This is a genomic window from Mycolicibacterium aichiense, from assembly GCF_010726245.1.
Classification (GTDB): Bacteria; Actinomycetota; Actinomycetes; order Mycobacteriales; family Mycobacteriaceae; genus Mycobacterium; species Mycobacterium aichiense.
The window spans coordinates 5,038,764-5,064,730 of the sequence record NZ_AP022561.1 but is presented as its reverse complement, the minus strand read 5'-3'; the positions used below and the strand labels follow the sequence as shown (position 1 = coordinate 5,064,730).

Sequence of the window (25,967 nt, the reverse complement as noted above, 5' to 3'; positions counted from 1 at the left end):
TCTATTCTGCGGGCGGGGCCTCAGCTGAGGTGATGCACCTCCTGCAGCCCGTACACCGGGGTGGGAATTCCTTCGTAGCGAGCCTTGAGTTGCAGCGCCAAATACAGCGAATAATGCCGCGACTGGTGCAGATTGCCCCCGTGGAACCAGAGGTTCTCCTGTTGCGTGGGCTTCCACATGTTGCGCTGCTCGCCCTCCCAGGGTCCGGGGTCTTTCGGGGTGTCCGACCCCAGCCCCCACACCTTGCCGACCTTGTCGGCCACCTCCTGGCCGATCAGGTCGGCAGCCCAGCCGTTCATCGACCCGTATCCGGTGGCGTAGACCACCACGTCGGCGGGCAGTTCGGTGCCGTCGGCGAGCACCACCGAATCCTCGGTGAGCCGATCGACCTGGCCGTGAGCCAGCTTGATCCTGCCGTCGGCCACGAGGTCGCAGGCGCCGACGTCGATGTAGTAGCCGGATCCGCGGCGCAGGTACTTCATGAACAGCCCGGATCCGTCTGCACCCCAGTCCAATTCGAAGCCGGCTGCTTCGAGCCGGGCGTAGAACTCCTTGTCGCGCTCCCGCATCTGGTCATAGAGCGGGATCTGGAACTCGTGCATGATCCGATACGGCAGCGACGCGAACGTGAGATCGGCCTTCTCGGTGGTCATGCCCGCCGCCAGCGCGCGTTCGGAATACAGGTCACCCAAACCGATGTCCATCAGGGTGTCCGACTTGACGATGTGCGTTGACGACCGCTGGACCATCGTCACGTCGACGCCGTTCTCGTACAGCGCCTTGCAGATGTCGTGGGCGGAGTTGTTCGAGCCGATCACCACCGCCTTCTTGCCCACGTACGGGTCAGGGCCGGGGTGGGCACTGGAGTGATGCTGATCGCCGCGGAAGATGTCCTGCCCCGGCAGCACCGGCACGTGCGGCTTGCCTGACATGCCCGTCGCGAGCACCAGGTGGGTGGGGTGCAGGGTCAGCCGCTCACCGTCGCGGTCGACCTCGACGGTCCACTGCTTGTCCGCCTCGTCGAAGGTTGCCGACAGGCAGGTGGTTTTCGGCCAGTACGGCACCTCCATCACCCGGGTATAGAACTCCAGCCAGTCGCCGATCTTGTCCTTGGGCGCGAAGACCGGCCAGTTCTGTGGGAACGGCAGGTACGGCAGGTGGTCGTACCAGACCGGGTCGTGCAGGCACAGCGACTTGTACCGCTTGCGCCATTGGTCCCCGGGCCGCTCGTGGCGGTCGACGACGATGGCGGGCACCCCGAGCTGGCGCAGCCGCGCACCCAGTGCGATCCCGCCCTGACCGCCACCGATCACCAACGTGTACGGCTGCACCGTCCGGCCCAGGGCCGCTTCCTCTTCGGCGCGCTTCTCCGCCCACGACCGGGCATCGGGGTCCTCGCCGTGAACCGCCCCCAGCACCCGGGAGGCGCCCTTGCGCTCCTCGTGTCCCTTGAGTTCCTGCAGCGCGGTCAGCAGCGTCCACGCCTGCTCGGTCCCGGAGTCGCTGGTGAGCCGCAGATGTCCGATGCCACGTCCTGCGGCGGTCTCGAACTCGATGAACGCCGACGTGACATCGCCGTCGACGGTGGGCTCCTCACGAGTGCGGAAACCGGACGGCTCAGCGTCGGGCAGGCGGGCGCCGAGCATCTCGGCGATCTGATCGCGGCCCTCCATCGTCTTGATGTTCCAGGTGAATGACACCAGGTCACGCCAAAAACTGTCGACGGCGAACATGCCGGCGACCCGGTCCACGTCGCGGTCGGCCAACGCAGCTTCGAAGTCGGCGAGCCAGGCATCGACGCGCTGCTGCGCAGTCAACTCACCGGCGGTCTGGGGTTCGAGAGTGGAAGTCATGTGAGCCACACCACACCCGATGCGCACGGTCTGGCAAGAGTTGCGAGCCGTTGCAGTCAGCCGTCGAGCGGTCCCGGCGGGCCGGTACGGGTCGACCGGGCGCGATGGATCTCGTTGCGGAGTGCCACCGCGATCTCCCGCCCGGTCGTCCGGATCTCACGGGGTCGCCTGCGGACGGCTCGACCGAGGGCGAGGGCGAGACGTCTCGGCGCGAGAAGCTGTCTCGGTGCGACCTCGTGGTTGAGGACCCTCATGAGGGTTCTGCGCGCCTCCGGGTCCCCGGAGATGTCGCGGAGGACCTCGGTGACTACCGGGGTTGGCGCGCCGGGGGCGCCGAGGTCGGAGGCGAACCAGTGCATCGCATGAGCGTCGCGGTCACGCCACCGCCACCACCGCTGGTTCGCGACATCGAGGCTGGACGCGTCGGAGAAGTCAGCGGGCAGCATCTGGTCGAGGTGCTCGGCCTGGCACAGCGCGTCGGCGATGCCTTGGCCCGGTGTGAAGTCTTTGAAGTGTCCGGCGTCACCGATCAGCACCCAGCCGGGTCCGGCCGCCTGGCGAAAGTAGCCGTGCCATTTGGCCATCACGCGCAGGGGACCGACCCGGCGGGCGCCGGCCAGGACATCGGCGAGCTCGGGCCAACCGGCGAGTGCGGCACGGAACGCCTCATCCCGGCGGGCGCCGCTGTCGGTGCCCGCCGCGACGCAGACCATGTACAGGCCGTCATCGGTGGGGCTGGCCAGGTAGGCGTTCTCGCCGAGACGCGCAAGGCGCAGGCGCCCCTCCCGATCCGCGACACCCTCGAAGTACCCCCACACCGGCACTCGACCCATCGGGGTGACCGAATACTCCTTGGCATCAACATCATTCGCGACGTGTGAGGACCGGCCGTCGGCCCCGACCACCAATCGCGCGCGAATCGGCCCGTGGTCGGTCTCGATGCCTGCGACCCGCTCGCCGGCAGTGATGAGGCCGGTCACCTTCACTCCGGTGCGCACGTCCGCGCCCGCGGAGGCGGCGGTGTCCACGAGGACGGTGTCGAGCGTGACCCGCCGTACGCACAGCCCGGGCAAAGGGAACGTCGACTCGTCGAACTCACCCTCGATGCGCACATCGTCGTTGACCATCGTGAAGCTGCTGATGGTCGCGGCCCCTGCCGACAGGACCGCGTCGAGGGCACCGATCCGCGCAAGCGTCGCGGCTCCGCGCGGCTGGATGATGTGGGTCGACGGTGTCTCGGATGGAAACCGCGCCTTGTCCACGACGCAGACGCTCAATCCCCGACGTGCCAGCATTGCGGCCAGCGGAGATCCGGCGCATCGCGCTCCGACGATGGCGACGTCGAACACCTTCATGCAGAAACCACCCTCCCCGTACGCAACGTACCAACCGTGGCTGCAACCCCCTGCAACTCTTTCGGATGTGGTCGCCGTCACATAGAACTGCGGCATGAAGGCAGCTGTGTATTACGGACCGAACAAGATCGAGATCGACGACGTCGCCGAACCCGATCCGCGGCCGGGCACCGTCAAACTCAAGGTCGGCTTCAATGGGATCTGCGGCACCGACCTGCACGAGTACTACGCCGGGCCGATCTTCATCCCGACCCAGCCGCATCCACTGACCGGCGCCGAACTGCCACTGACCATCGGTCATGAATTCTCGGGCACCATCACCGCGGTCGGCGACGGGGTCACGGGCTGGGCGGAGGGCGACCGTGTCGCCGTCGAACCGATCTACAAATGCGACCACTGTGCACCGTGCCGCGCGGGCAACTACAACGTCTGCCAGCAGATCGGCTTCCACGGTTTGATGTCCGACGGCGGGATGGCCGAGTACACCGTGGTGCCGACCAGCATGCTGCACAAGCTGCCGGGCAACGTCTCACTGGAACTCGGGGCGCTGGTCGAGCCGATGTCGGTGGCCTACCACGCCGCCACCCTGGGTGACGTCGGCCCCGGCGACACCGCGATGGTGTTCGGTGCCGGGCCGATCGGCATAGGACTGTGGTTTGCATTGCGCGGCAAAGGACTTGACGACGTCCACGTTGTCGAACCCTCGCCGACCCGGCGTGCCGCCATCGAGACGCTGGGCGCGAGCACACTGGATCCGGCCGCCCTCGACATCGCCGGTTTCATCGCCGAGCACACCCGCGGTCGCGGTGCCGATGCGGTGTTCGATGCCGCCGGCGTCACCCCCGCGGTGGCGACGGCGCTGGCCTGCGTGGGTTCCCGCAAACCCATGATCAGTGTCGCGATCTATGAAAAGCCCTTGGAGACACCACTTCTCAATCTGGTGATGAACGAGTCCCGCATCCAGGGCTCGCTGTGCTACACCGGCGCCGATTTCGACGCGGTCATCGCGCTGATGGCCGACGGGAAGTACGACACCACCGGTTGGGTGACCCGGATCCCGATCGACGACGTGGTCGACGAGGGATTCGAGGCGCTGCACGCCGGCACCAAGATGAAAGTCCTCGTCGACCCGAACGGAGAATCATGAGCCTGAACGGAAAGGTTGCACTGGTCACGGGTGCGGCACGAGGCATCGGACGCGGCATCGCGCTGCGGCTCGCCCGCGACGGCGCTGACCTGGCCCTGGTCGACGTGCGACCCGATGGTATCGACGCCGTCGCCGCCGAGATCAGCGAGATCGGCTGCAAAGTAACCACATTCGTCGCCGACGTCAGCGATCGGCTACAGGTCTTCGCCGCCGTTGACCATGCCGCCTCGGCGCTAGGCGGATTCGACATCATGGTCAACAACGCCGGGATCGCACTCGTCGGGCCGATCGCCGACGTCACGCCAGACCAGATCGAGAAGCTCTGGGCGATCAACGTCAACGGCGTGCTGTGGGGCACTCAGGCGGCCGTCGCCATGTTCAGACGGAACGGCACCAAGGGAAAGATCATCAACGCTTCCTCGATCGCCGGCCATGACGGCTTCGCGATGCTCGGCCCCTACAGCGCCTCCAAGTTCGCCGTACGTGCGCTGACTCAGGCCGCCGCCAAGGAGCACGCCGCCGACGGCATCACCGTCAACGCGTACTGCCCAGGTGTGGTCGGCACCGATATGTGGGTGGAGATCGACAAGCGGTTCGCCGAACTGACCGGAGCGGCCGAAGGCGAGACCTACGAGAAGTTCGTCGGTGGTATCGCGCTCGGCCGCGCGGAAACCCCCGATGACGTGGCGGGCTTCGTCTCGTATCTGGCCGGCCCGGACGCCGACTACATGACCGGCCAGTCGGGTCTGATCGACGGCGGCCTGGTCTACCGCTGAGATGCGGAGCACAATCGGCAGTAATGCAAGGGGTGTACGTGCCTGAGCCCGCAGTCGCGCTCGGGGAGGACCCGCGCAACTATGCGCGGCTGATGTCGGCTGTCTACGACGCGACGATGGCGGGCCATCGCGCCCCCGCTCGCCCGCGCGATGTCATCGGCGAATCGTGGCACCGGCTGATGTCGGCCGGCGTCGACCCCGACCGCCGCGCCCAGCCCGTCGTCGAAGCAGGCGGACTGGAGGCGCTGCGCCGGGCGTCGGGGTTGATGGCTGTCCTCGACGAGGTGTCCCGCGGGCTGGAATCCCTGGTCGCCGACGGCACCAACATCCTCGTCGTCGCCGACGCGCAAGGCCGGGTGCTGTGGCGGTCGGGCTCGCCCGCGGTCCTCAACAACGCCGACCGGCTGGGCTTCATCGAAGGCGCGCACTGGGCCGAAGGAGAAGTCGGCACCAACGCCATCGGCACCGCGCTGGTGTCCAACCGCGCCGTGCAGGTGTTCTCCGCCGAGCATTTCCTGCGCACCCATCACTCCTGGACGTGTGCGGGCGCACCCATCCGCGATCCGCGGACCGGTCAGGTGATCGGGGTGGTCGACGTGTCCGGCCCCGCCGCGACCGTGCACCCGACGACCGTGGCGCTCGTCGATGCCGTCGCTCGGCTCGCCGAGTCGCACCTTCGCGAACAACACGACCGCACCCTGAACCGGCTGCGCATGGTCGCGGCGCCGATCCTGGCCCGGATCGGCAAGCCCGCGCTGGCCGTCGACGCCGAGGGCTGGGTGGCGGCCGTGGACTCGCTGCCGCTGCATCACCGCATCCTGTTACCCGACGACATTGCGGCAGGCCGCTCGTGGATCCCCACCTTCGGTATCTGCGATATCGACGTGTTGCCCGGCGGGTGGCTGGTTCGGCCGACTGACGACGACGACGCACCCGCGTTGGCGCAGGCATCGTTGGACTTGACCGTCGCCGGCGCACCGGCGTTGGACATGACCGGACAGTTTGGGCGCTGGCGCCACGACGTCTCGCTGCGGCACGCCGAGATCCTGCTGATCCTGGCGCGTGATCCCCGCGGGCGTTCGGCGCCCGAGTTGGCCGCCGACCTCTATGGTGATCGTTCCCGGGTCGTCACGGTTCGTGCCGAATTGTCCCGGCTGCGCAAGCAGTTCGCCGGTCTGCTTGCCGCCCAGCCGTACCGCTTCGCCGGTGGAATCGAGGTGACCGTGCGCTACCCCGCGGACCTCTCGATGGTGTTGCCCGCGTCGACCGCACCCGCGGTTCGCGCCGTTCGTATCAATGCAAGTGACTCATAGAGGAGTACCGATGCCAGTGTTCGCCCGCCCCGGAACGTCGGGTTCTGCCATGTCTTTTCAGTCTCGCTACGAGAACTTCATCGGTGGTGAGTGGACTGCGCCGGTGGGCGGTCAGTATTTCGAGAACCGCACGCCGGTGACGGGTGAGGTGTTCTGTGAGGTGGCGCGGTCGACGGAGGCTGATATCGAGAAGGCGTTGGATGCCGCGCATGCTGCCGCGCCGGGGTGGGGTAAGACGTCGGCGGGGGAGCGGGCGGTGATCCTGAACAAGGTCGCCGATCGTATCGAGGCGAACCTGGAGTCGATCGCGTTGGCCGAGTCGTGGGATAACGGTAAGCCGATCCGGGAAACCCTGAATGCCGATATCCCGTTGGCGGTGGACCACTTTCGGTATTTCGCCGCCGCGATCCGCGCTCAGGAAGGCGCCTTGTCCCAGATCGATGAGGACACTGTCGCCTACCACTTCCACGAGCCGCTGGGTGTGGTGGGACAGATCATTCCGTGGAACTTCCCGATCCTGATGGCGGTGTGGAAGCTGGCGCCGGCACTGGCCGCCGGTAATGCGATTGTGCTCAAGCCTGCCGAGCAGACCCCGGCCTCGGTGCTGTATCTGATGTCGTTGATCGCTGATCTGTTACCCGCCGGAGTGTTGAACGTGGTCAACGGGTTTGGGGTCGAGGCAGGCAAGCCGTTGGCGTCGTCGAATCGGATCGCCAAGATCGCGTTCACCGGGGAGACCACCACGGGCCGGTTGATCATGCAGTACGCGTCCCAGAACCTGATCCCGGTCACCCTGGAGCTCGGTGGCAAGAGCCCGAACATTTTCTTCTCCGATGTGATGGCCGCCAACGACGACTACCAGGACAAGGCGTTGGAGGGGTTCACGATGTTCGCCCTCAACCAGGGCGAGGTCTGCACGTGTCCGTCGCGCAGCCTGATCCAGGCCGATATCTACGACGAGTTCCTGGCCATGGCGGCGATCCGTACCAAGGCGGTGCGCCAAGGCGATCCACTCGACACCGAGACGATGATCGGGGCGCAGGCCTCCAACGATCAGCTGGAGAAGATCCTGTCCTACATCGAGATCGGCAAAAGTGAAGGCGCCCAGATCCTCACCGGCGGGGAGCGCGCCGACCTCGGCGGAGACCTCAACGGCGGTTACTACGTGCAGCCGACGATCTTCACCGGCGACAACGCGATGCGGATCTTCCAGGAAGAGATCTTCGGCCCGGTGGTGTCGGTGACGTCGTTCACCGATTACGACGACGCGATCCGCATCGCCAACGACACCCTCTACGGCCTGGGTGCCGGAGTGTGGAGCCGGGACGGCAACACCGCCTACCGCGCCGGGCGTGACATCAAAGCCGGCCGGGTCTGGACCAACTGCTACCACGCCTACCCCGCGCACGCGGCGTTCGGCGGCTACAAGCAATCCGGCATCGGCCGCGAGAACCACAAGATGATGCTCGACCACTACCAGCAGACCAAAAACCTCCTCGTCTCCTACTCCAACAAAGCCCAAGGCTTCTTCTGATGACGGACTTCGGCGCGCAAACGAGCGCCCAGCGCACGCAACCGCGCCGGAATGACGAGACGCAGCAGGCGCCGCCGCGGGCACTGATCACCGCGGCGGCCGCCGACCTTCTGCACCGCCTGCAGCAGCGGCACGGGCCGGTGATGTTTCACCAGTCCGGCGGCTGCTGCGACGGGTCGTCGCCGATGTGTTACCCCGACGGCGACTTCATCGTCGGCGACCGTGACGTGCTGCTCGGCGTGCTCGAAGGTGCCCCGGTCTGGATTTCCGGCCCGCAGTTCGAGACCTGGAAGCACACCCAGCTCGTCATCGACGTCGTCCCCGGTCGCGGCGGCGGCTTCAGCCTGGAGGCCCCCGAGGGGATGCGCTTCCTGAGTCGCGGACGGGCCTTCACCGATGCCGAAAACCGGTTGCTGGCCAGCGATTCTCCGCTGACCGGAGCCGATTACGAGCGTGGTGCACGACCGGCTGAACGGACCGATTTGGTGGTCATCGAAGCGGCAGACGCGTGTGCAATCCCTGGTCGGCGCGCCGGAGTCGTTCAGCAATAGTCCGCGTCACTGCACGTACCCTCATAAGGGTGATACCCCTGCCTCGGGCATGGCTGCTCACAAGTGCGTTGCTGGTGGGCACCGTGACCGGTCTCATTGCGGCGGTCGTGGCCACCCTGCTGGTCAAGACACCCGTTCGCCCCGATCTGGTGGTCGGGTTGGTGGTGGCTGTTCCGAGCGTCATCGGCATGCTGCTGATCCTGTTCTCGCGCCGGCGCGCCATGACGACAGTGGGGGCGTTCATCCTGGCGATGGCGCCAGGATGGCTGGGGGCACTGGTTCTGGTTCAGGTGGTGTCCCATGGCTGAAAAAACGTCCCTCCCGTCGACCGAGCCCCACCACGCGCCGATCTTCGACACCGGCCCGCACCCTCACGCGCTCCGGTCGCTGACCGACGAACCCGAGGCGGAAGTCTCGGAGGAATCCATCGCCTTCAGCGAGTTGGAGAACTTCGACACCGACGCGTTCCTGCATCGCGTCGAGGGGTCGCTGCACGCCGAGCCGGTGGTCGTGCCCCCCGCGCCGACGGCCGTCGCCGGCAGCTACCAGTACGTGAAGCGATGGCAGTTCGTGTTCATCGTCGCCGCGGTATGGGTCCTGGCCGCAGCCGCCGGCTTGGGCTTCTACTTCTGGTGGTACACCTCGCTGCAGAAAACCCCAGCGGTGTTCTGCGTGCTCATCTACCTGATCGTCTGCTCGGTCGCCAGCATGCTGGTCTCGATGGTGCAGAACCGGCCACCGGTAACGGCGCTGGCCATCGCGCTGATGTCGGCGCCGCTGGCCTCGGTGGCCACCGCCGCGCTACTACATGGCGCCTACTACTTCGAATGGATCGCCCGTCCGACGATAGGCTGAGGTCGTGACTCACTATGACGTCGTCGTTGTCGGAGCCGGTCCCGGCGGATACGTCGCGGCGATCCGCGCGGCACAGCTCGGACTGAACACCGCCATCATCGAACCCAAGTATTGGGGCGGAGTCTGCCTCAATGTCGGCTGCATCCCGTCGAAGGCGTTGCTGCGCAATGCCGAACTCGCCCACATCTTCACCAAGGACGCCAAGACGTTCGGCATCAGCGGAGAGGCCACCTTCGACTACGGAGTCGCCTTCGACCGCAGCCGCAAGGTCGCCGACGGCCGCGTGGCCGGCGTGCACTTCCTGATGAAGAAGAACAAGATCACCGAGATCCACGGCTACGGGAAGTTCACCGGCCCGAACAGCATCGAGGTCGACCTCAACGAGGGTGGCACCGAGAAGGTCGAGTTCGACAACGCGATCATCGCGACCGGCTCGAGTACCCGCCTGGTTCCGGGCACGTCGCTGTCGAAGAACGTCGTCACCTACGAGGAGCAGATCCTGTCCCGGGAGCTGCCCAAGTCGATCATCATCGCCGGCGCCGGCGCGATCGGCATGGAGTTCGCCTATGTCATGAAGAACTACGGCGTCGACGTCACGATCGTCGAATTCCTGCCGCGCGCGTTGCCCAACGAGGACGCCGAGGTCTCCAAGGAGATCGAGAAGCAGTACAAGAAACTCGGCGTCAAGATCCTCACCGGCACCAAGGTCGAGTCCATTGACGACGACGGGTCGACAGTGACGGTCGTGGTCAGCAAGGACGGCAAGACCGAGGAACTCAAGGCCGACAAGGTGATGCAGGCCATCGGTTTCGCGCCGAATGTCGAAGGCTTCGGGCTCGACAAGACGGGCGTCGAGCTGACCGACCGCAAGGCGATCGGCATCGACGACTACATGCGCACCAACGTCCCGCACATCTACGCGATCGGAGACGTCACGGCCAAGCTGCAGCTGGCCCACGTCGCCGAGGCGATGGGTGTGGTGGCCGCCGAGACCATCGCCGGCGCCGAGACGCTGGCGCTCGGTGACTACCGGATGCTGCCCCGGGCCACGTTCTGCCAGCCGCAGGTGGCCAGCTTCGGCCTCACCGAGGAGCAGGCCCGCGACGAGGGCTACGACGTGAAGGTGGCCAAGTTTCCGTTCACCGCCAACGGCAAGGCGCACGGGCTGGGCGACCCGACCGGCTTCGTCAAGGTCATCGCCGATGCCAAGTACGGCGAACTGCTCGGCGGCCACCTGATCGGGCACGACGTCTCGGAGCTCCTGCCGGAGCTGACCCTGGCCCAGAAGTGGGATCTGACCGTCAACGAGCTGACCCGCAATGTGCACACCCACCCGACGCTGTCGGAGGCACTCCAGGAATGCTTCCACGGTCTCGCCGGCCACATGATCAACTTTTGAGACCGACGCTGATCGCCGGTATCGGCGGAATAGTGCTCGGCCACATCCTGTGGTTGATCGGGATCTCGTTGGCCACCAACGGGCAGGATGTCAGCTTCTGGGTGCTGATCTTGTCGGCGGTGATCCTCGTGGTCGCCGCGGTCGTCGGCTACCTGGCGTGGCGGGAGTATCAGCGCAAGCGCATGGTGTGGGCGGCGTTCCTGGGCTGCGTGCCGGTCTCACCGGTGATTTTCACGCTGATCGTTCTCGGGGTCACCTACCTGTAGACGTTTCTGCCAGCTGTTCGGCAGGTTCGTTTAAGGCTGCCTCAAGCATCGCGGTGTCGACTTCCTAACAGCCGGTGTCAGACAGGATCCGGCTGTGAACGGGGGGGATGTCGTCATGGCCGAGTGGCGCAATGTGTTGAGCACCAAAGTGCTGATGGCAGTGATCGGCGGTAGTGCCGTGGTCGCAATGGGTGCAGTGACCGTCGCGTTCGACGACGGCGTGCCGATGGATTCGTCGCCGGTCGCCGCGCCGATTCTGCCGGGCCCGATGACTCAGGGCGATACCGTGACCACCACGATTCCACCGTCGGTCTTGGCGACGGAGAAAGCAAAAGTCATGCACAAGGCCCAGCCCTACAAGGGGTAGCCCGCTTAGTCGGGGAAGTCCATCGGAACCCGCAGCGTGGCCAGAATCCCCGCAATCGCGTCGTAATGCCCTGCCAGCGCGCAGAATTCGATCACCTGCTCGCGGCTCAAGTGCGTAGACAGGGTCGCGAAGGTGTCATCGGACAGATCGCGATTGAGAATGAATTCGTCCACCGCCGTCAGCAGCGAGCGTTGCCGGTCAGTCAGTCCCTCGGCCGTCGGGCCCGCAAAGATCTTGTCCTGCAACACCGAATCGACGCCACGGCTGCGAGCCAGCCTGCGGTGCTGCTGAAGCTCGTACTCCGAACTTCGTAGGTGACCGACGCGCAGGATCACCAGTTCTTTGTCCCGCTTGGGCAGCTTGCCCCAATTCAGCAGCACACCGGAATACGGCAGAAATGACAGGAACAGCAACTTGTGCCGGCCCAGGACTTCGAACAGGTGCATGTGCGGAGCGCGAATCGATCGTGCACCCAGCCGGGAGATGCCCCAGTTGAGCAGGCCGAGCTCACGTCGGTCCCCGGGCGGAATACGTTGACCCATCAAGACTCCTTGACCAAATAGGGCGACACCGTGCTGCGGTGCTCATCGAGATCCAGCGCCCGTCCCAATGCCGGGAAGGCCCGCTGCGGGCAGTTGTCCCGTTCGCACACCCGGCAGCCCGCACCGATCGGTGTCGCGCTGTCTGATGACAGATCAAGACCCTTTGAGTAAACCAACCGGCCGGCATGCCGCATCTCGCAGCCCAGTCCGATCGCGAAGGTCTTGACCGGCTGACCGTAGCGCGATGCCCGCCGTTCAACCGTGCGCGCCACCCACATGTAGTTCTGCCCATCGGGCATCTGGGCGATCTGTACCAGGATCTTGCCCGGGTTCGAGAACGTCTCGTACACGTTCCACAGCGGGCAGGTGCCACCGGCGGAGGAGAAGTGAAAGCCCGTGGCGGACTGGCGCTTAGACATGTTCCCCGCCTTGTCCACCCGGACGAACGAGAACGGGACGCCGCGCATGGACGGCCGCTGCAGCGTCGAGAGCCGATGGCAGATCGTTTCGTAGCTGACCTGATAGAAGGCCGAGAGCCGTTCGATGTCGTAGCGGAAGTTCTCGGCCATGTTGTGGAACTGCCCGTAGGGCAACACCGTTGCTGCGGCGAAGTAACTGGCTAGGCCGAGCCGGGCCAGCTTTTGCGACTCCTCGCTGGTGAATTTGCCCTCGTCGACCAATTTGTTGATCAGGTCACCACATTCGAGGTACGCCAGCTCCGTGGCCATCTTGAAGACTTGCTGGCCCGACGACAGGTGATTGCTGATCTCGAGAGTGCGCGCCACCGGGTCGTAACGGTGCAGCACGGTGTCGCCCATGTCGATACGCCGGATGATGTGCACGCCGTGCACCATGGTGAGGCGGTCGGACAACTCCCGCGACAGCTCGGCGCGGTGCATCCGCATTCGGATGGTGAGATCCTCAGCGGCGGTGTCGAGTTCGTGCAGATAGTTCTGCCGTTGGTAGAAGTAGTCGCGGACTTCCTCGTGCGGCATGGAGATCGATGCCGAGCCGCTTCCCCCGGCGTTGAGGTTGAACCGATCCTCGGTGGCCGCCGCCAGTTGCGCGGTGGTGATGCGGTAGCGGCGATGCAGGTTGACGATCGCGCGGGCGATCGCCGGGTGGGTGCCGACGATATCGGCGACCTCGGTCATGTCCACGTCGAGATCGAGGTCGCGATCCATGGTCACTTCACGCAACTCGGCCACCAGCCGGGTGTCGTCCTCCGAGGAGAAGAACGTGGCATCGACCCCGAACACCTCGGTGATGCGCAGCAGCACTGCAACGGTCAGCGGCCGGACGTCATGCTCGATCTGGTTGAGATAGCTGGGCGAGATCTCCAGCATCTGTGCCAGTGCGGCTTGGCTGAATCCGCGTTCGCTGCGGAGCTGTCGTATCCGGGAGCCGACAAACGTCTTGGCCACGCGCCCAGCCTACTCACGGCTGCGAAGGAGGCTTCGCAGCGTTGCCAACGCAGTTTGGTTGGCATCCGGGAGGGCCTTTGGCATGATCGCGCTGGGACGGGATGGGAGAGGACGACAGACCAGATGACCACCAGCACCACCGACACCGGACTGGCGAAGGTGTTGATGCCGGTTCCCGATCCGCATCCCGATGTCTTCGACCGCGAATGGCCGCTGCGCGTCGGCGATATCGACCGCGTCGGCCGGTTGCGCCTGGACGCCGCCTGTCGCCATATCCAGGACATCGGCCAGGATCAGCTCCGCGAGATGGGCCACGAGGAAACGCATCCGCTGTGGATCGTCCGGCGCACCATGGTCGACCTCATCCGCCCGATCGAATACCCGGAGATGCTGCGGCTGCGGCGCTGGTGCTCGGGGACATCGAACCGCTGGTGTGAGATGCGGGTCCGGATCGACGGCCGCAAGGGCGGGCTTATTGAATCCGAGGCCTTCTGGATCAACATCAACCGAGAGACCCAGGGGCCCGCCCGCATCGCCGACGACTTCCTGGAGGGCCTGCAGCGCACCACGGATGTGAAACGGCTGCGCTGGAAGGCCTATCTGACCGCCGGCGCCCGGCACGACGCCAACGAGATCCGCGCTTTCCCCATTCGCGTCAGCGACATCGACCTCTTCGACCATGTCAACAACTCGGTGTACTGGAAGGTTGTCGAGGAGTTCCTGGCGCCGCAGCCGGAGCTCTTCGAATCACCGCTGCGGGTCACCATCGAACACGATGCGCCGGTCGCCTTCGGCGACAAGCTCGAGATCTTGCTGCACGTGTATCCGCCCGGCTCCACCGAGAAATTCGGCCCAGAGCTCGCGGACCGCACTGTTAGAACGCTCACATACGTGGTGGGCGACGAGGTCAAAGCCGTCGCATCGATCTTCGCGCTCTGAGTATCTCCGCTTAACAGTACGGGCGTACTGACCAGCGGATATCTGCTACTGGACGGTAACTTCTGAACCGGTTCAGCTGTTGGCTGCCTTCGCAACCTTTGCAGAGTTACCAGTCGGCTTGGCGAAAATTGGCACTCTTAATGGCTTGAACTGCGCTAATGGTGCGAGGCATGCTCGTATCAGCACACCAGCCAAGCCGCGTTGACGTTAACAGTTCACTCCAAGTCAAGGTGGCCAGTCGATGCAAAGAAGGAGCGCAGGCGCCCATGTCACTGTCCAACGTTGGCCAGCCGAAGAGCCCAGAAGAAATCCAGAAGGACTGGGACACCAACCCCCGCTGGAAAGGGATCACCCGTACCTACACCCCGGCCGACGTCGTCGCGCTGCAGGGCAGCGTCGTCGAGGAGGCCACCCTGGCCCGCCGCGGCGCCGAGGTGCTGTGGAACCAGCTGCACGACATGGAGTTCGTCAACGCCCTCGGTGCACTGACCGGCAACATGGCGGTCCAGCAGGTCCGCGCCGGCCTGAAGGCCATCTACCTGTCAGGCTGGCAGGTCGCCGGTGACGCGAACCTGTCCGGCCACACCTACCCGGACCAGAGCCTGTACCCGGCCAACTCGGTGCCGCAGGTCGTGCGCCGCATCAACAACGCGCTCATGCGTGCCGACGAGATCGCCAAGGTCGAGGGTGACACCTCGATCGAGAACTGGCTCGCTCCGATCGTCGCCGACGGCGAGGCCGGCTTCGGTGGCGCGCTGAACGTCTACGAGCTGCAGAAGGCGATGATCGCCGCCGGTGTTGCCGGTTCGCACTGGGAAGACCAGCTGGCGTCGGAGAAGAAGTGCGGCCACCTCGGTGGCAAGGTGCTGATCCCGACCCAGCAGCACATCCGCACCCTGACCTCGGCCCGCCTCGCGGCCGACGTCGCCGACGTGCCGACCGTGGTCATCGCCCGCACCGACGCCGAGGCCGCCACGCTCATCACCTCCGACGTGGATGACCGCGACAAGCCGTTCGTCACCGGTGAGCGCACCGCCGAGGGCTTCTACCGGGTGAAGAACGGCCTGGAGCCGTGCATCGCCCGCGCCAAGGCCTACGCGCCGTACTCCGACCTGATCTGGATGGAGACCGGCACCCCGGACCTGGAGCTGGCAGCCAAGTTCGCCGAGGGCGTCAAGAGCGAGTTCCCGGACCAGATGCTGGCCTACAACTGCTCGCCGTCGTTCAACTGGCGCAAGCACCTGGACGACGCGACCATCGCGAAGTTCCAGAAGGAGCTCGGCGCGATGGGCTTCAAGTTCCAATTCATCACGCTGGCCGGCTTCCACGCCCTGAACTACTCGATGTTCGATCTGGCCTACGGCTACGCCCGCAACCAGATGAGTGCCTACGTCGAGCTGCAGGAGCGCGAGTTCGACGCCGAGGAGCGCGGCTACACGGCCACCAAGCACCAGCGTGAGGTCGGCGCCGGTTACTTCGACCGGATCGCCACCACCGTGGACCCCACCTCGTCGACCACCGCGCTCGCGGGCTCGACCGAAGAGGGACAGTTCCACTAGATCAGCGGCCCCTGAGAGCTGACATCAGGCCCCGTCCTTATATTGGGCGGGGCCTGATGCGTGAGGAGACGAAGTGAGCAGCCAGAAGAGCATTGAACGAGTAGGTGTGGTCGGAGCCGGGCAGATGGGCTCGGGCATCGTCGAGGTGTGTGCCAAGGCGGGCGCGAACGTCGTCGTCTACGAGCCGACCGACGCATTGATCAACGCCGGACGTGACCGCGTCACCTCCTCGCTCGAGCGCGCGACGAGCAAGGGCAAGCTCTCCGAAGCCGATCGCGACGCGACGCTGGCCCGACTGACGTTCACCACCGATCTCGCCGGCCTGTCTGATCGCCAGTTGGTGATCGAAGCCGTCGTCGAAGACGAGGCCGTCAAAGGCAAGATCTTCGCCCAACTCGACGAGCTCATCACCGACCCCGACGCCGTGCTCGCGTCCAACACCTCGAGCATCCCGATCATGAAAATCGCTGCGGCGACCAAGAATCCGAGCCGGGTGCTGGGCCTGCACTTCTTCAACCCGGTTCCGGTGCTGCCGCTCGTCGAATTGGTCAACACATTGGTCACCTCCGAGGACGCCATAGCCAGGGTGGAGCAGTTCGCCGGTGAGGTGCTCGGCAAGAAGGTGGTGCGCTGCGGCGACCGCTCCGGGTTCGTCGTCAACGCCCTGCTGGTGCCCTACCTGCTGTCCGCCATCCGCATGGTCGAGGCCGGCGTGGCCACCATCGAGGACGTCGACACGGCAATCGTCGCGGGCCTCTCGCACCCGATGGGACCACTGCGTCTGTCGGACCTGATCGGCCTGGACACCATGAAGCTCATCGCCGACTCGATGTACGACGAACTCAAGGACGCGCACTACGCGCCGCCGCCATTGTTGCTGCGCATGGTCGAGGCAGGACAGCTCGGTAAAAAATCCGGCCAGGGGTTCTACAGCTACTGAGCGCGCCGCCTCGCCCGCCGCTTGTGCATTTCCTTCGTTGATTGGCTAGGCTCCTGGGTTTGGTCGGGGGGCCGCGCAGCAACATCGCATTCCGCGGCAACCGACCGTGCACACAAGCGTTGGAGGTAGCTGTCGATGGTCGATGTGGATACGGATCTGACTCCTTACTACGAGGAATCACAATCCATCTACGACGTCTCAGACGACTTCTTCGCCCTGTTCCTGGGCCCGACCATGGGCTACACCTGCGGCTACTACGAGCGCGACGACATGACGCTCGACGAGTCCCAGGCCGCCAAGTTCGACCTCGCGTTGGCCAAGCTCAACCTGCAGCCCGGCATGACACTGCTCGACGTCGGATGCGGCTGGGGCGGGGCCCTGGAGATGGCGGTGCAGAAGTACGACGTCAACGTCATCGGGATCACGCTGAGCAAAAACCAGTCGGAGTTCGCCCGTAAGCGCCTTGCCAAGCTCGACACCAACCGCTCGATCGAGGTGCGGCTGCAAGGCTGGGAAGAGTTCGACGAGCCGGTCGACCGCATCGTGAGCATCGGAGCGTTCGAGGCGTTCAAGGTCGAGCGCTACCCGCTGTTCTTCCAGAAGGCCTACGAGCTGCTTCCCGACGACGGCCGCATGTTGCTCCACACGATTTTGGCGCACACCCAGAAGTTCTTCCGGGACAACGGGATCAAGGTCACGATCAGCGACCTGAAGTTCATGAAGTTCATCGAGCAGGAGATCTTCCCGGGCGGACGGTTGCCCGCCGTGGAGGACATCGAGCAGCTTGCCCTCGATTCGGGCTTCACCCTCGAGCGCATTCACCTGCTGCAGCATCACTATGCCCGCACGCTGGACATGTGGGCGGCCAAGCTGGTCGCCAACCGGGACGAGGCCGTCGCGATCACGTCGACGGAAATCTACGACCGGTACATGAAGTACCTGACCGGCTGCGCGGACTTCTTCCGCCGCGGCATCACCAACATCGGCCAGTTCACCCTGGTCAAGGGCTAAGGCTCAGGCCGGCTTAAGCCTCCGCCAGTTTCTTCTTCTCCGCCTCGACGTCGAAGTCGGCGGGCGGCCACTCCAGCTTCATTCCCTTGAGCGCCTCGATCAACAGCTCGTTGATGGCCAGCCGGGAGTACCACTTCTTGTCGCAGGGGATGACGAACCACGGGGCGTAGTCGGTCGAGGTCCGGTCGAGCATCGCCTGATAGGCCTCTTGGTACGCCGGCCACAGCTTGCGCTCGGCGACATCGCCCGGGTTGTACTTCCAATATTTGTCCGGCCGTTCGAGGCGTTCGGAGAGCCGCCGCTTCTGCTCGTCGAGGGAGACGAACATCGCGCACTTGACGATGGTGGTCCCGGAGTCGACGAGCTCCTTCTCGAAAGCGTTGATCTCGTCGTAGCGCGGCTCCCAGACGTCGCGTGGAACCAGTTCGTGCACCCGCACGACCAGGACGTCCTCGTAGTGAGACCGGTCGAACACCCCGATGTTGCCTGCCGCGGGCAGCGCTTTGCGAACGCGCCACAGGTAGTGGTGGGCGCGCTCCTCCTCGGACGGCACGCCGAAGCTCGTGTAGTGGATACCCTGCGGATTACCCGCTCCGACAACGTGTTTGACGGTGCCGCCCTTGCCCGCGGTGTCCATGCCCTGCAGGACGAGCAGCAGTGAGCGGTTGTCGCCGGCGCGACCGTTGGCGTAGAGCATCTCCTGCAGGCCGGCGAACCGCTCGTTGCGTTCGTCCTGCAGCTCTTCCGAGCCGTCCTTGCCGTCGGAGTAACCCGGGGTCGAATCGGTGTCGATGTCGGCCACCTTGTCACCCGGACTGAACCGGAGGACCTTGCGCGGCTCATGGGTCCATTGCGACGGCAGATCACTCATAGCCGACGAGACTAACCCTCGATCACCCGCCGGTGCCGCGGCGCCGCGAAACCACCATGAACCCGACCACGGCCAGTGCCAGTACGCCGGCCGCGACGGCCACACTGATCAGGACGGTCCGGTTCTTGTCGATCCACGACGTCGAGTGTGACGCGGCGGTGAGCTTCACGTTGTAGCCGGGCAGCGGCTCCTGGGCCGGGCGCTGAATGCCGGGAAGCAGCTGCGTCTGGTTGATGACGAACAGTGCGTCGCCCTTGTCGGTCTTCGACCATTCGCCCCAGGCCGGGACCTCCTCGTCGAGCAGCACCTTGGTGGTGTTGTTGACGGCCGGATCCTTGCCCAGGTCGGTGAGCGACGACACCCGGAACGGTTCGGACTGTCCCCGGTCGAACTTGACCTGAACCAGCACGTTCTTCTGAGTGTTCACCGGCGCCGGCTTCTGCGGCGGCGGCTGGCCGGGGCCCGGCTGGTAGCCGCCGCCAGAGAAGCTGCCCACCGACAGGTTGGTGGCCGGACCGGACGCCGGACGCGTCATGGCGGTGAAGTTGTAGGTGCCGGTATTGGGGACGTTCAGCGCAGCCCGCTGCAGCGGAGGGACCGTGAACACCTGGGTGCTGCCGCCGTAGTCGTACAGCACGCTCAGCGGCGTGCGGTACGGATTGGTGAACACCGGACGGTAGAAGCGGTCATAGGTGATCCAGCTCGAATTCCACAGTGTCACCGGGCTGCTCAGGGTCATGCCGGTGGTCATGGTCGAGGTGCTCACCGTCGACGAGACCGACTCCTGGTAGGTGGTGACCTCCTCGGACGTCACCTCGGTGGACGTGGTGGTCTCGACCTCGGATGCCAGCGCTGTGGTGATGTCCTCCTGGGATACCTGCGGCTCTGCCGGTTCGGCGAGTCCGCCTGCGGTCGTGGGCTCCTGCGTGCCGGGCGCCTCGTTCGTTCCGCCGCCGGGCGCAGGTGCCGGGGTGCCGGGCGCCTCGTTCGTTCCGCCACCGGTGGGGGCTTCGCCGCTGCCGGGCTCTGCGGGCATTCCGCCCGGTGCTTCGGGGGTGCCGGCCGGGTCCTCAGCTGGGGCGCCGGGGGCCGGTTCGGCCCCGCCGGGCTCGTCGTGCAGCCCGCCGCCCGGCATGTCGATGCCGCCCGGCTCGTCGTGAGGAGCTCCGGCAGGCGGCTCGGGGGCGGCCGGTTCCTGCTGCATCCCGCCGTCCGAGGGCTCCTCCATGCCGCCACCGGACGGAGCCTCGGGTGCGCTGCCCCCGTCGTCACCACCGCTGTAGCTGCTGCCGCCACCGTCGTCGTCGCCGAAGGGGTCCGCGGCACTGACCGCGGTACCAGCAAACAGCGCCGACGTCGATATCGCGACGGCGGCGATCACCGCCGCCGGCTTACGGAATTTTGCGGTGCTGTCGTTGTCCACCCCGGCCTCCCTAGACCCTTATGACGCGAAACCATTCCGCCCGAGGACATATCTCATGGGCAGCCCCGAAGGATTGTTCTACATGATTCGCAGCACTTTCATGGGAGGTTGGGTTTCCTGCGCTCGTGCGCGTCCGTTTTCGTGGCCGGACAGTTAACATCATCTGGCTTGTGTGCGGATGAGCCTCGGGGGGATTGGTGCGGGCACGAACCTGGTCGACCGGTGTAGCGGTGCTGGCCTTCGCGGTTGCTGCCGCCGGTTGTGGACACGACACCTCAGCCACATCGACGTCGGAGTCAGTGGTCTCCCCGTCGACAGCTCAGGCGTCTCCCACGCCGACGGGACAACAGGACATCAATGACAACGGTGTACCGGACTCCTCGGCTGACGACACGGACTGGCCGGGCAAGATGACAGCGACCTACGAGGACGCCACGTCGCCGGAGGCGGTGACCGGTCGCGACCTCCTCAAGAACGACCATCTCCTCGAGGATCTGGCCGACGGCATCAACGAGTCGCTCAAGCTGCCGTTCGACATCCCGTTGATCGGCAAGCAGTGCGGCACGGCCAACGCCTACTGGAGCCCCGACGCCAAGTCGGTCACCATCTGCTACGAAGACGCCGCCGACGCGCTGACCATCTACACCAAGGCCGGTGACCCCGACCCGAAGGCGTCGGCGATCAATTCCGAGATCGCGACGTTTTATCACGAGACCGGACACATGGTGATCGACATCTACGACCTGCCGGCGACGGGGCGCGAAGAGGACGTCGCCGATCAACTGGCCGCCTACATCCTGCTGGCACCCGGCCCCGACGGGAAGATCGACCCGGAATCGGTCCAGGCGGTCAAGGACTTCGCCCGCGAGTTCAAGGGATACAGCGAGCAGCGGGGCGGCGAGATCGACGAGGGTCAGCTCGCCGACGTGCACACCCTGGATCTGGCCCGGATGTACAACCTCGAATGTTGGGTCTACGGCGCCGATCCCGCGGGCAACGCCGATCTGGTGAGCAGTGGCGCGCTGCCGCAGGACCGCGCCGACGGCTGCGAGGACGAGTACAACAAGCTGAGCAGCTCCTGGGATACCTTGCTGGGCCCGTATATCAAATGAGCGGCGGCAGCGTCGGCGACGGATGCGGGCCGGAATTGAAGCGTTTCAGCGATCCGCCAGCCTCGACGATGCCGCACAGGGCGTTCCAGCACAGCATGGTCAGGTAATCGATCAGCTCGTCGCTGCTCATCCGCGGGCTCGACATCCACGAGTGGGTGGCCAACTGCACGCCGCCGACGATCAGATAGGCCCAGGGCTCGACGCCGCCGGTGTCCATCCCGGCCCGCTTCATGCGCCTGCGGAGCACCACCGCGAGCATCCTGGCGATGATTTGCTCCGAGTCGGCGATGACTTTGGTTTTGCTGGCGGAACTGTTTGCCATCACGAATTGATACGTTGCGGGCTCAGCCGCGACGGTGTCCACGTACACCCGGATGATCTCGCGGGTGAGGTCGAAACCGTCCATGTTCGATGACAGGGCGGCGGCCATGTTGGGGATGAGGGTGGTTTGCGCGAAGCGCATCATCACCGCGGTGGTGAGGTCGTTCTTGTCGACGAAATAGCGGTACAGCACGGTCTTCGAGACACCGATTTCCGCAGCTATCTCGTCCATGCTCACGTCGCGGCCACGCTGGCGCACGGCCTCGAGTGCGCCGTCCACCAATTCGGTGCGGCGCTCGACCTTGTGCTGATGCCACCGTCGCTTGCGACCGTCGGTCTTGGCCCGGGTGCTGTCCAGGCCATGGCTCATATTTTGTGCCACTATCGCGGAGTCCGTTCCCCTCGTTCGCAACGATTCTACGGTCTGACCAGAGGGCACCGTCACATTAACTGGGTCGCGCGATAGCGGATGATGGTGGAGTGGCAGCCAAACACCGCCTCCCGGCGTTGCCGACGGAGGCAGTCCGCACAGGTTCCTCCCTTGCGGAATCGTTCGCCGGAGCCGACCCGGAGGCGGACGCACAACGAGCACGTGGCCTGCGCCGGATGAAGGCGGTGGCGCTGAGCTTCCTGATCGGTGCGACGGTGATCTTCTTGGCCTGTCGCTGGGGCCAGGCCCACGGCGGCCCGGCCTGGATCGGGTACGTCGGAGCCGCCGCCGAGGCCGGAATGGTCGGCGCGCTGGCCGATTGGTTCGCCGTCACCGCGCTGTTCCGTCACCCGCTGGGGCTCAAGATCCCGCACACCGCGATCATCAAGCGTAAGAAGGATCAGCTCGGCGAGGGTCTTGGCACCTTCGTGCGGGAGAACTTCCTGTCACCGGCGGTGGTGGAGACCAAGCTGCGCGACGCCGAAGTGGCCGGGCGCCTTGGCAAATGGCTATCCGAACCGTCACACGCGGAGCGGGTCGCCACCGAGGCAGGCACCGTGTTGCGGGTCGTGGTGGAACTGCTCAACGACGATGACATCCAGCAGGTCATCGATCGCACGATCGTGCGTCGTCTCGCCGAACCGCAGTGGGGGCCGCCGGTGGGCCGGGTGCTGGGGCAGCTCCTGGCGGAGAATCGGCAGGAAGCCCTCATCCAGCTGTTGTGCGACCGCGCTTTCCAGTGGGCGCTCAATGCCGGCGACACGATCGAGCGGGTGGTCACCCGTGACTCACCCAGCTGGTCACCGAAATTCGTCGACCAGCTGGTGGGGGACCGGATCCACCGCGAGCTCATGGACTTCACCGACAAGGTGCGGCGCGACCCGAATCACGAACTGCGGCAATCGGCGAACCGATTCCTGTTCGAGTTCGCCAGCGATCTGCAGAACGACGATGCGACGATCGCTCGCGCCGAGGCGGTCAAAGAGCAGCTGATGGAACGCGACGAGGTCGCGCGTGCGGCCGAGACGGCGTGGAAGACGTTGAAGCGCTTGGTGCTCGAGGGTGTCGACGACCCGTCGAGCACACTGCGAACCCGCGTCACCGAGTCGGTGATGCGGATCGGGGAGTCGCTGCGCGACGATGCCGAGCTGCGCGACAAGGTGGACAACTGGATCGTGCGCGGGGCGCAGCACCTGGTCGGCCAATACGGTGCGGAGATCACCACGATCATCACCGACACCATCGAGCGCTGGGACGCCGACGAGGCCAGCCGTCGCATCGAATTGCACGTCGGACGCGACCTGCAATTCATCCGGATCAACGGCACCGTGGTGGGCTCGCTGGCCGGCTTGATCATCTACACCGTGGCGCAATTACTGTTCTGACCTGCGCTAGCACGAGTGCTTGCAAAAGCTAGCACCCCCGCGTAGGGTGGCGTTCGTACGCACCGGACACCCATCGCGACGGGAGGGAACTCATGGCGCAAGACGGCGATCTTCAGGCCGTGGTGTCCAACGCCGCGCATGACATCGGTGGCTTCATCAGGGCGCAGCGTGAAGCAGCTCAGGTTTCGGTGCGGCAGTTGGCCGAGAAGGCCGGTGTCAGCAACCCGTACCTCAGTCAGATCGAACGGGGACTGCGGAAGCCGTCTGCGGAGGTGCTGAGCCAAATCGCCAAGGCGCTGAGGCTGTCGGCCGAGGTGCTCTACATCCGGGCGGGAATTCTCGAGCCCGGGGAGGCGAGCATGGTGCACGACGCGATCATCGGCGACACCGTGATCACCGAGCGTCAGAAGCAGGTACTGCTCGATATCTACACCTCGTTCTGTCAGCAGAACGAAGCTGCCCGTGAGGAGCTCATCCCTGAGTAACAGACCAGCAACTGACGAAAACCTCTGACTGACAACAACATTCAATTCGAAAGGAGCCACTACGATGGCTGAGAACAACCCCAATGTCGAAGACCTCAAGGCCCCGCTGCTCGCTGCGGTCGGCGCTGCCGATCTGGCCCTTGCCACCGTCAACGAAATCCTCACGACCCTGCGTGATCGTGCCGACGAGGCCCGCACCGAGGCCAGCACCCGCGTCGAAGAGCGTCGCGCCGCGCTGACCAAGCTGCAGGAAGACCTGCCGCAGCGCGCCGAGGAGCTGCGCGGCCGGCTGTCCAGCGAGGAACTGCGCAAGGCGGCGGAGGGCTACGTCGAGTCGGCCACCGCGACCTACAACAGCCTCGTGGAGCGCGGCGAAGCCGCCCTGGAGCGCCTGCGCAACCAGTCCGACCTCAAGGACGTCGCCGCTCGTGCCGAGGGCTACGTCGACCAGGCCGTCGAGCTGACCCAGGAGGCCCTGGGCAACGTGTCGTCGCAGACTCGTGCCGTCGGTGAGCGCGCCGCCAAGCTGGTCGGCGTCGAACTGCCCGCCAAGGCCGCCCCCGCCAAGAAGGCCGCCCCGGCCAAGAAGGCGCCGGCCAAGAAGGCCGCCCCGGCCAAGGCTGCGGCCAAGAAGGCCCCCGTCAAGAAGGCGCCGGCCAAGAAGGTCACCCAGAAGTAAGCAGAAGCAATTCGTCGTAAGGACAAGACCCGCCTACGCTTGTAGCCGTGATGCTGCAAGGTGTGGCGGGTCTTGTTCTTCAGGTCGTCTTCTGGGCGGTCACCGCGGTGACCATCTATGCGTTCGTCAATGCGGCGATGCAGCGGCCGGATGCGTACACCGCGGCCGAGAAGCTCACCAAGCCGGTATGGCTGGTGATTCTCGGTGTCGCGGGTCTGCTGTCGCTGTTCCTGGGAGTCACGGGCGTGGCGATCGCCGCCGTGGCCGCCGGCGTCTACCTGGTGGACGTGCGGCCCAAGCTGCTCGAGGTCCAGGGGAAGTCGCGCTGAGCGCTCGACGCCGTCTGGCCGCGGTGCTCCTGGCCGTCCCGGCCGGGCTGAGTCTGGCCGCCCCGGCCGCTGCCGCGCCCACTCCCGCTCCGCCGTATATCGACCACGTCACCTGGGCCGACTGGGGCGATCTGAAGAGCCTGCGGGTCTATCCCACGCCGGCCGGCCGTGCGGTGGCCGGTCAGTTGCTCAAGCCGCAGACCGACATCGACGAAGCCTGGGGTGAGGTGCTGGCCCTTGCACCCGAAGCAGACCTGCCCGGGATGCGGGACCAGTTCGTCTGCCACTTCCGGTTCGCGGAGTTCGGTCACCCCGGCAAGTCCAGCTGGAATCTGGAGCCATGGCGGCCCGTTGTCGACGACCAGACGATGACCGAAGCCGGCTGCAACCCGGGTGGGCTCGAGGAGCCGTTCTGATGCCTACCCGAGGTGAGGTCGCCGCATTGGTCGACCACACGCTGCTCAAACCGGAAGCCACCGACGCTGACGTGATTGCGCTGGTCGACGAGGCCGTTGCCCTCGGCGTGCTGGCAGTCTGTGTGTCCCCGTCGATGGTGTCCGTCGCCGTCAAGGCCGCGAGCACGCACCCCGAGAGCCTGGTCGTCGCCGCTGTCGCGGGGTTCCCGTCGGGCAAGCACCTGCCGGCCATCAAGGCGCAGGAGGCTCGGGCGGCGGTCGACGACGGTGCGACCGAGATCGACATGGTCATCGATGTCGGGGCCGCCCTGGCCGGTGACATCGCCCAGGTGGCGGCCGACATCGCGACCGTCCGGTCCGCGGTGCCCGGAGCCGTCCTGAAGGTCATCGTCGAATCGGCCGCCCTGCTGAGCTTGGCCGACGACAACACGCTGGTCGCGGTGTGCCGGGCCGCCGAGGAATCCGGCGCCGACTTCGTCAAGACCTCCACCGGATTTCACCCCGCGGGCGGCGCATCAGTGGTCGCGATCGAGATCATGGCGGCGACGGTGGGCGGCCGCCTCGGCGTCAAAGCCAGCGGCGGTATCCGCACCGCCGAGCACGCCATCGCGATGCTCGACGCGGGCGCGACCAGGCTGGGCCTGTCCGGGACGCGAGCGGTGCTCGACGGGCTGCCGGTCTAGTT

General features: G+C 65.7%; 28 protein-coding genes. 21 read left to right on the top strand and 7 right to left on the bottom strand.

Annotated elements, in window-relative coordinates; genetic code table 11:
• Positions 1–20: 20 nt before the first annotated feature.
• Positions 21–1,853 (bottom strand): flavin-containing monooxygenase, encoded by a 1,833-nt coding sequence (locus G6N32_RS24450; RefSeq protein ID WP_172507239.1) that lies wholly within the window; start codon positions 1,851–1,853, stop codon positions 21–23.
• Positions 1,854–1,909: 56 nt separating this feature from the next.
• The gene (locus G6N32_RS24445) at positions 1,910–3,208 is read right to left on the bottom strand and encodes an NAD(P)/FAD-dependent oxidoreductase (RefSeq protein WP_163789430.1); all 1,299 of its coding nucleotides are present in this window, start codon (positions 3,206–3,208) and stop codon (positions 1,910–1,912) included.
• A 94-nt stretch (positions 3,209–3,302) separates the two neighbouring features.
• Here G6N32_RS24445 and G6N32_RS24440 point away from each other — a divergent pair, with 94 nt between their 5' ends.
• From G6N32_RS24440 to G6N32_RS24395, 10 genes are all read left to right on the top strand, one after another.
• The gene (locus G6N32_RS24440; RefSeq protein ID WP_115318532.1) at positions 3,303–4,355 is read left to right on the top strand and encodes a 2,3-butanediol dehydrogenase; all 1,053 of its coding nucleotides are present in this window, start codon (positions 3,303–3,305) and stop codon (positions 4,353–4,355) included.
• Positions 4,352–5,131, top strand: a complete 780-nt coding sequence (locus G6N32_RS24435) for an acetoin reductase (RefSeq protein ID WP_115318533.1) — start codon at positions 4,352–4,354, stop codon at positions 5,129–5,131. Before G6N32_RS24440 ends, G6N32_RS24435 begins: the two co-directional genes overlap by 4 nt.
• A 23-nt stretch (positions 5,132–5,154) precedes the next feature.
• On the top strand, positions 5,155–6,444 hold the full coding sequence (locus G6N32_RS24430) for a GAF domain-containing protein (protein WP_115318534.1): 1,290 nt from the start codon (positions 5,155–5,157) through the stop codon (positions 6,442–6,444).
• 10 nt (positions 6,445–6,454) lie between these two features.
• Positions 6,455–7,978, top strand: coding sequence for an aldehyde dehydrogenase (adh, locus tag G6N32_RS24425; RefSeq protein ID WP_115318535.1), 1,524 nt, complete (start codon positions 6,455–6,457; stop codon positions 7,976–7,978).
• Positions 7,978–8,529, top strand: coding sequence for a DUF779 domain-containing protein (locus tag G6N32_RS24420; protein WP_115318536.1), 552 nt, complete (start codon positions 7,978–7,980; stop codon positions 8,527–8,529). Before adh ends, G6N32_RS24420 begins: the two co-directional genes overlap by 1 nt.
• 29 nt (positions 8,530–8,558) lie before the next feature.
• Entirely contained in the window at positions 8,559–8,837 is a 279-nt protein-coding gene (locus G6N32_RS24415) for a putative holin (RefSeq protein WP_115318537.1), read from the top strand.
• Positions 8,830–9,384 carry a hypothetical protein gene (locus G6N32_RS24410; RefSeq protein ID WP_115318538.1) on the top strand — a complete coding sequence of 185 codons (555 nt, stop codon included), beginning with the start codon at positions 8,830–8,832 and terminating at the stop codon, positions 9,382–9,384. Before G6N32_RS24415 ends, G6N32_RS24410 begins: the two co-directional genes overlap by 8 nt.
• Before the next feature lie 4 nt (positions 9,385–9,388).
• Positions 9,389–10,783: a dihydrolipoyl dehydrogenase gene (gene lpdA / locus G6N32_RS24405; protein WP_115318539.1), complete on the top strand. Its 1,395-nt coding sequence runs from the start codon at positions 9,389–9,391 to the stop codon at positions 10,781–10,783.
• Positions 10,780–11,049, top strand: a complete 270-nt coding sequence (locus tag G6N32_RS24400; protein WP_163789428.1) for a hypothetical protein — start codon at positions 10,780–10,782, stop codon at positions 11,047–11,049. The genes lpdA and G6N32_RS24400 overlap by 4 nt, the downstream gene beginning before the upstream one ends.
• A gap of 94 nt (positions 11,050–11,143) precedes the next feature.
• Positions 11,144–11,416: a hypothetical protein gene (locus G6N32_RS24395; protein WP_115318541.1), complete on the top strand. Its 273-nt coding sequence runs from the start codon at positions 11,144–11,146 to the stop codon at positions 11,414–11,416.
• A gap of 5 nt (positions 11,417–11,421) precedes the next feature.
• On the opposite strand, the gene G6N32_RS24390 is transcribed toward G6N32_RS24395, so the two are convergent.
• A complete protein-coding gene (locus G6N32_RS24390) occupies positions 11,422–11,958 on the bottom strand; it encodes a carboxymuconolactone decarboxylase family protein (RefSeq protein WP_115318542.1) in 537 nt (178 codons plus the stop codon).
• Positions 11,958–13,382 (bottom strand): acetate metabolism transcriptional regulator RamB, encoded by a 1,425-nt coding sequence (ramB, locus tag G6N32_RS24385; protein WP_115318543.1) that lies wholly within the window; start codon positions 13,380–13,382, stop codon positions 11,958–11,960. The genes G6N32_RS24390 and ramB overlap by 1 nt, the downstream gene beginning before the upstream one ends.
• A 123-nt stretch (positions 13,383–13,505) precedes the next feature.
• Between ramB and G6N32_RS24380 the strand changes: the two genes are divergently transcribed.
• The 4 genes from G6N32_RS24380 (at position 13,506) to G6N32_RS24365 (ending at position 17,831) form a co-directional block, all read left to right on the top strand.
• Entirely contained in the window at positions 13,506–14,321 is an 816-nt protein-coding gene (locus G6N32_RS24380) for an acyl-[acyl-carrier-protein] thioesterase (protein ID WP_115318544.1), read from the top strand.
• A gap of 272 nt (positions 14,322–14,593) precedes the next feature.
• Positions 14,594–15,880 carry an isocitrate lyase gene (gene aceA / locus G6N32_RS24375; protein ID WP_115319047.1) on the top strand — a complete coding sequence of 429 codons (1,287 nt, stop codon included), beginning with the start codon at positions 14,594–14,596 and terminating at the stop codon, positions 15,878–15,880.
• 73 nt (positions 15,881–15,953) lie between these two features.
• On the top strand, positions 15,954–16,820 hold the full coding sequence (locus tag G6N32_RS24370; RefSeq protein ID WP_115318545.1) for a 3-hydroxybutyryl-CoA dehydrogenase: 867 nt from the start codon (positions 15,954–15,956) through the stop codon (positions 16,818–16,820).
• A gap of 135 nt (positions 16,821–16,955) precedes the next feature.
• Complete coding sequence (locus tag G6N32_RS24365; RefSeq protein WP_115318546.1) at positions 16,956–17,831, top strand: cyclopropane mycolic acid synthase family methyltransferase; 876 nt, start codon at positions 16,956–16,958, stop codon at positions 17,829–17,831.
• 13 nt (positions 17,832–17,844) lie between these two features.
• On the opposite strand, the gene G6N32_RS24360 is transcribed toward G6N32_RS24365, so the two are convergent.
• Positions 17,845–18,702, bottom strand: a complete 858-nt coding sequence (locus G6N32_RS24360) for a polyphosphate kinase 2 family protein (RefSeq protein WP_115318547.1) — start codon at positions 18,700–18,702, stop codon at positions 17,845–17,847.
• 22 nt (positions 18,703–18,724) lie between these two features.
• Entirely contained in the window at positions 18,725–20,125 is a 1,401-nt protein-coding gene (locus G6N32_RS24355; RefSeq protein WP_115318548.1) for an ICP22 family protein, read from the bottom strand.
• 197 nt (positions 20,126–20,322) lie between these two features.
• Between G6N32_RS24355 and G6N32_RS24350 the strand changes: the two genes are divergently transcribed.
• Complete coding sequence (locus G6N32_RS24350; protein WP_115318549.1) at positions 20,323–21,237, top strand: DUF4344 domain-containing metallopeptidase; 915 nt, start codon at positions 20,323–20,325, stop codon at positions 21,235–21,237.
• On the opposite strand, the gene G6N32_RS24345 is transcribed toward G6N32_RS24350, so the two are convergent.
• Positions 21,230–21,928, bottom strand: a complete 699-nt coding sequence (locus G6N32_RS24345; protein WP_115318550.1) for a TetR/AcrR family transcriptional regulator — start codon at positions 21,926–21,928, stop codon at positions 21,230–21,232. The genes G6N32_RS24350 and G6N32_RS24345 overlap by 8 nt on opposite strands.
• Positions 21,929–22,038: 110 nt before the next feature.
• Here G6N32_RS24345 and G6N32_RS24340 point away from each other — a divergent pair, with 110 nt between their 5' ends.
• The 6 genes from G6N32_RS24340 (at position 22,039) to deoC (ending at position 25,965) form a co-directional block, all read left to right on the top strand.
• Positions 22,039–23,373 (top strand): DUF445 domain-containing protein, encoded by a 1,335-nt coding sequence (locus tag G6N32_RS24340; protein WP_232077311.1) that lies wholly within the window; start codon positions 22,039–22,041, stop codon positions 23,371–23,373.
• Between the two features lie 92 nt (positions 23,374–23,465).
• Entirely contained in the window at positions 23,466–23,858 is a 393-nt protein-coding gene (locus tag G6N32_RS24335; protein WP_036343176.1) for a helix-turn-helix domain-containing protein, read from the top strand.
• 64 nt (positions 23,859–23,922) lie between these two features.
• Positions 23,923–24,537, top strand: a complete 615-nt coding sequence (locus G6N32_RS24330; protein WP_115318551.1) for a heparin-binding hemagglutinin — start codon at positions 23,923–23,925, stop codon at positions 24,535–24,537.
• 53 nt (positions 24,538–24,590) lie between these two features.
• Positions 24,591–24,866: a DUF2516 family protein gene (locus tag G6N32_RS24325; protein WP_172507268.1), complete on the top strand. Its 276-nt coding sequence runs from the start codon at positions 24,591–24,593 to the stop codon at positions 24,864–24,866.
• Positions 24,867–24,889: 23 nt separating this feature from the next.
• Positions 24,890–25,282, top strand: a complete 393-nt coding sequence (locus G6N32_RS24320) for a DUF2599 domain-containing protein (RefSeq protein ID WP_115319050.1) — start codon at positions 24,890–24,892, stop codon at positions 25,280–25,282.
• The gene (gene deoC, locus G6N32_RS24315) at positions 25,282–25,965 is read left to right on the top strand and encodes a deoxyribose-phosphate aldolase (RefSeq protein ID WP_163789426.1); all 684 of its coding nucleotides are present in this window, start codon (positions 25,282–25,284) and stop codon (positions 25,963–25,965) included. Before G6N32_RS24320 ends, deoC begins: the two co-directional genes overlap by 1 nt.
• Positions 25,966–25,967 lie beyond the last annotated feature (2 nt).

Bases quoted from the DNA above. Each gene is read 5' to 3' on its own strand.
- G6N32_RS24450 (WP_172507239.1), bottom strand. From the start codon at position 1,853: ATGACTTCCACTCTCGAACCCCAGACCGCCGGTGAGTTGACTGCGCAG.
- G6N32_RS24445 (WP_163789430.1), bottom strand. From the start codon at position 3,208: ATGAAGGTGTTCGACGTCGCCATCGTCGGAGCGCGATGCGCCGGATCT.
- G6N32_RS24440 (WP_115318532.1), top strand. From the start codon at position 3,303: ATGAAGGCAGCTGTGTATTACGGACCGAACAAGATCGAGATCGACGAC.
- G6N32_RS24435 (WP_115318533.1), top strand. From the start codon at position 4,352: ATGAGCCTGAACGGAAAGGTTGCACTGGTCACGGGTGCGGCACGAGGC.
- G6N32_RS24430 (WP_115318534.1), top strand. From the start codon at position 5,155: ATGCAAGGGGTGTACGTGCCTGAGCCCGCAGTCGCGCTCGGGGAGGAC.
- adh (WP_115318535.1), top strand. From the start codon at position 6,455: ATGCCAGTGTTCGCCCGCCCCGGAACGTCGGGTTCTGCCATGTCTTTT.
- G6N32_RS24420 (WP_115318536.1), top strand. From the start codon at position 7,978: ATGACGGACTTCGGCGCGCAAACGAGCGCCCAGCGCACGCAACCGCGC.
- G6N32_RS24410 (WP_115318538.1), top strand. From the start codon at position 8,830: ATGGCTGAAAAAACGTCCCTCCCGTCGACCGAGCCCCACCACGCGCCG.
- G6N32_RS24390 (WP_115318542.1), bottom strand. From the start codon at position 11,958: ATGGGTCAACGTATTCCGCCCGGGGACCGACGTGAGCTCGGCCTGCTC.
- G6N32_RS24380 (WP_115318544.1), top strand. From the start codon at position 13,506: ATGACCACCAGCACCACCGACACCGGACTGGCGAAGGTGTTGATGCCG.
- G6N32_RS24365 (WP_115318546.1), top strand. From the start codon at position 16,956: ATGGTCGATGTGGATACGGATCTGACTCCTTACTACGAGGAATCACAA.
- G6N32_RS24360 (WP_115318547.1), bottom strand. From the start codon at position 18,702: ATGAGTGATCTGCCGTCGCAATGGACCCATGAGCCGCGCAAGGTCCTC.
- G6N32_RS24345 (WP_115318550.1), bottom strand. From the start codon at position 21,928: ATGAGCCATGGCCTGGACAGCACCCGGGCCAAGACCGACGGTCGCAAG.
- G6N32_RS24335 (WP_036343176.1), top strand. From the start codon at position 23,466: ATGGCGCAAGACGGCGATCTTCAGGCCGTGGTGTCCAACGCCGCGCAT.
- G6N32_RS24330 (WP_115318551.1), top strand. From the start codon at position 23,923: ATGGCTGAGAACAACCCCAATGTCGAAGACCTCAAGGCCCCGCTGCTC.
- deoC (WP_163789426.1), top strand. From the start codon at position 25,282: ATGCCTACCCGAGGTGAGGTCGCCGCATTGGTCGACCACACGCTGCTC.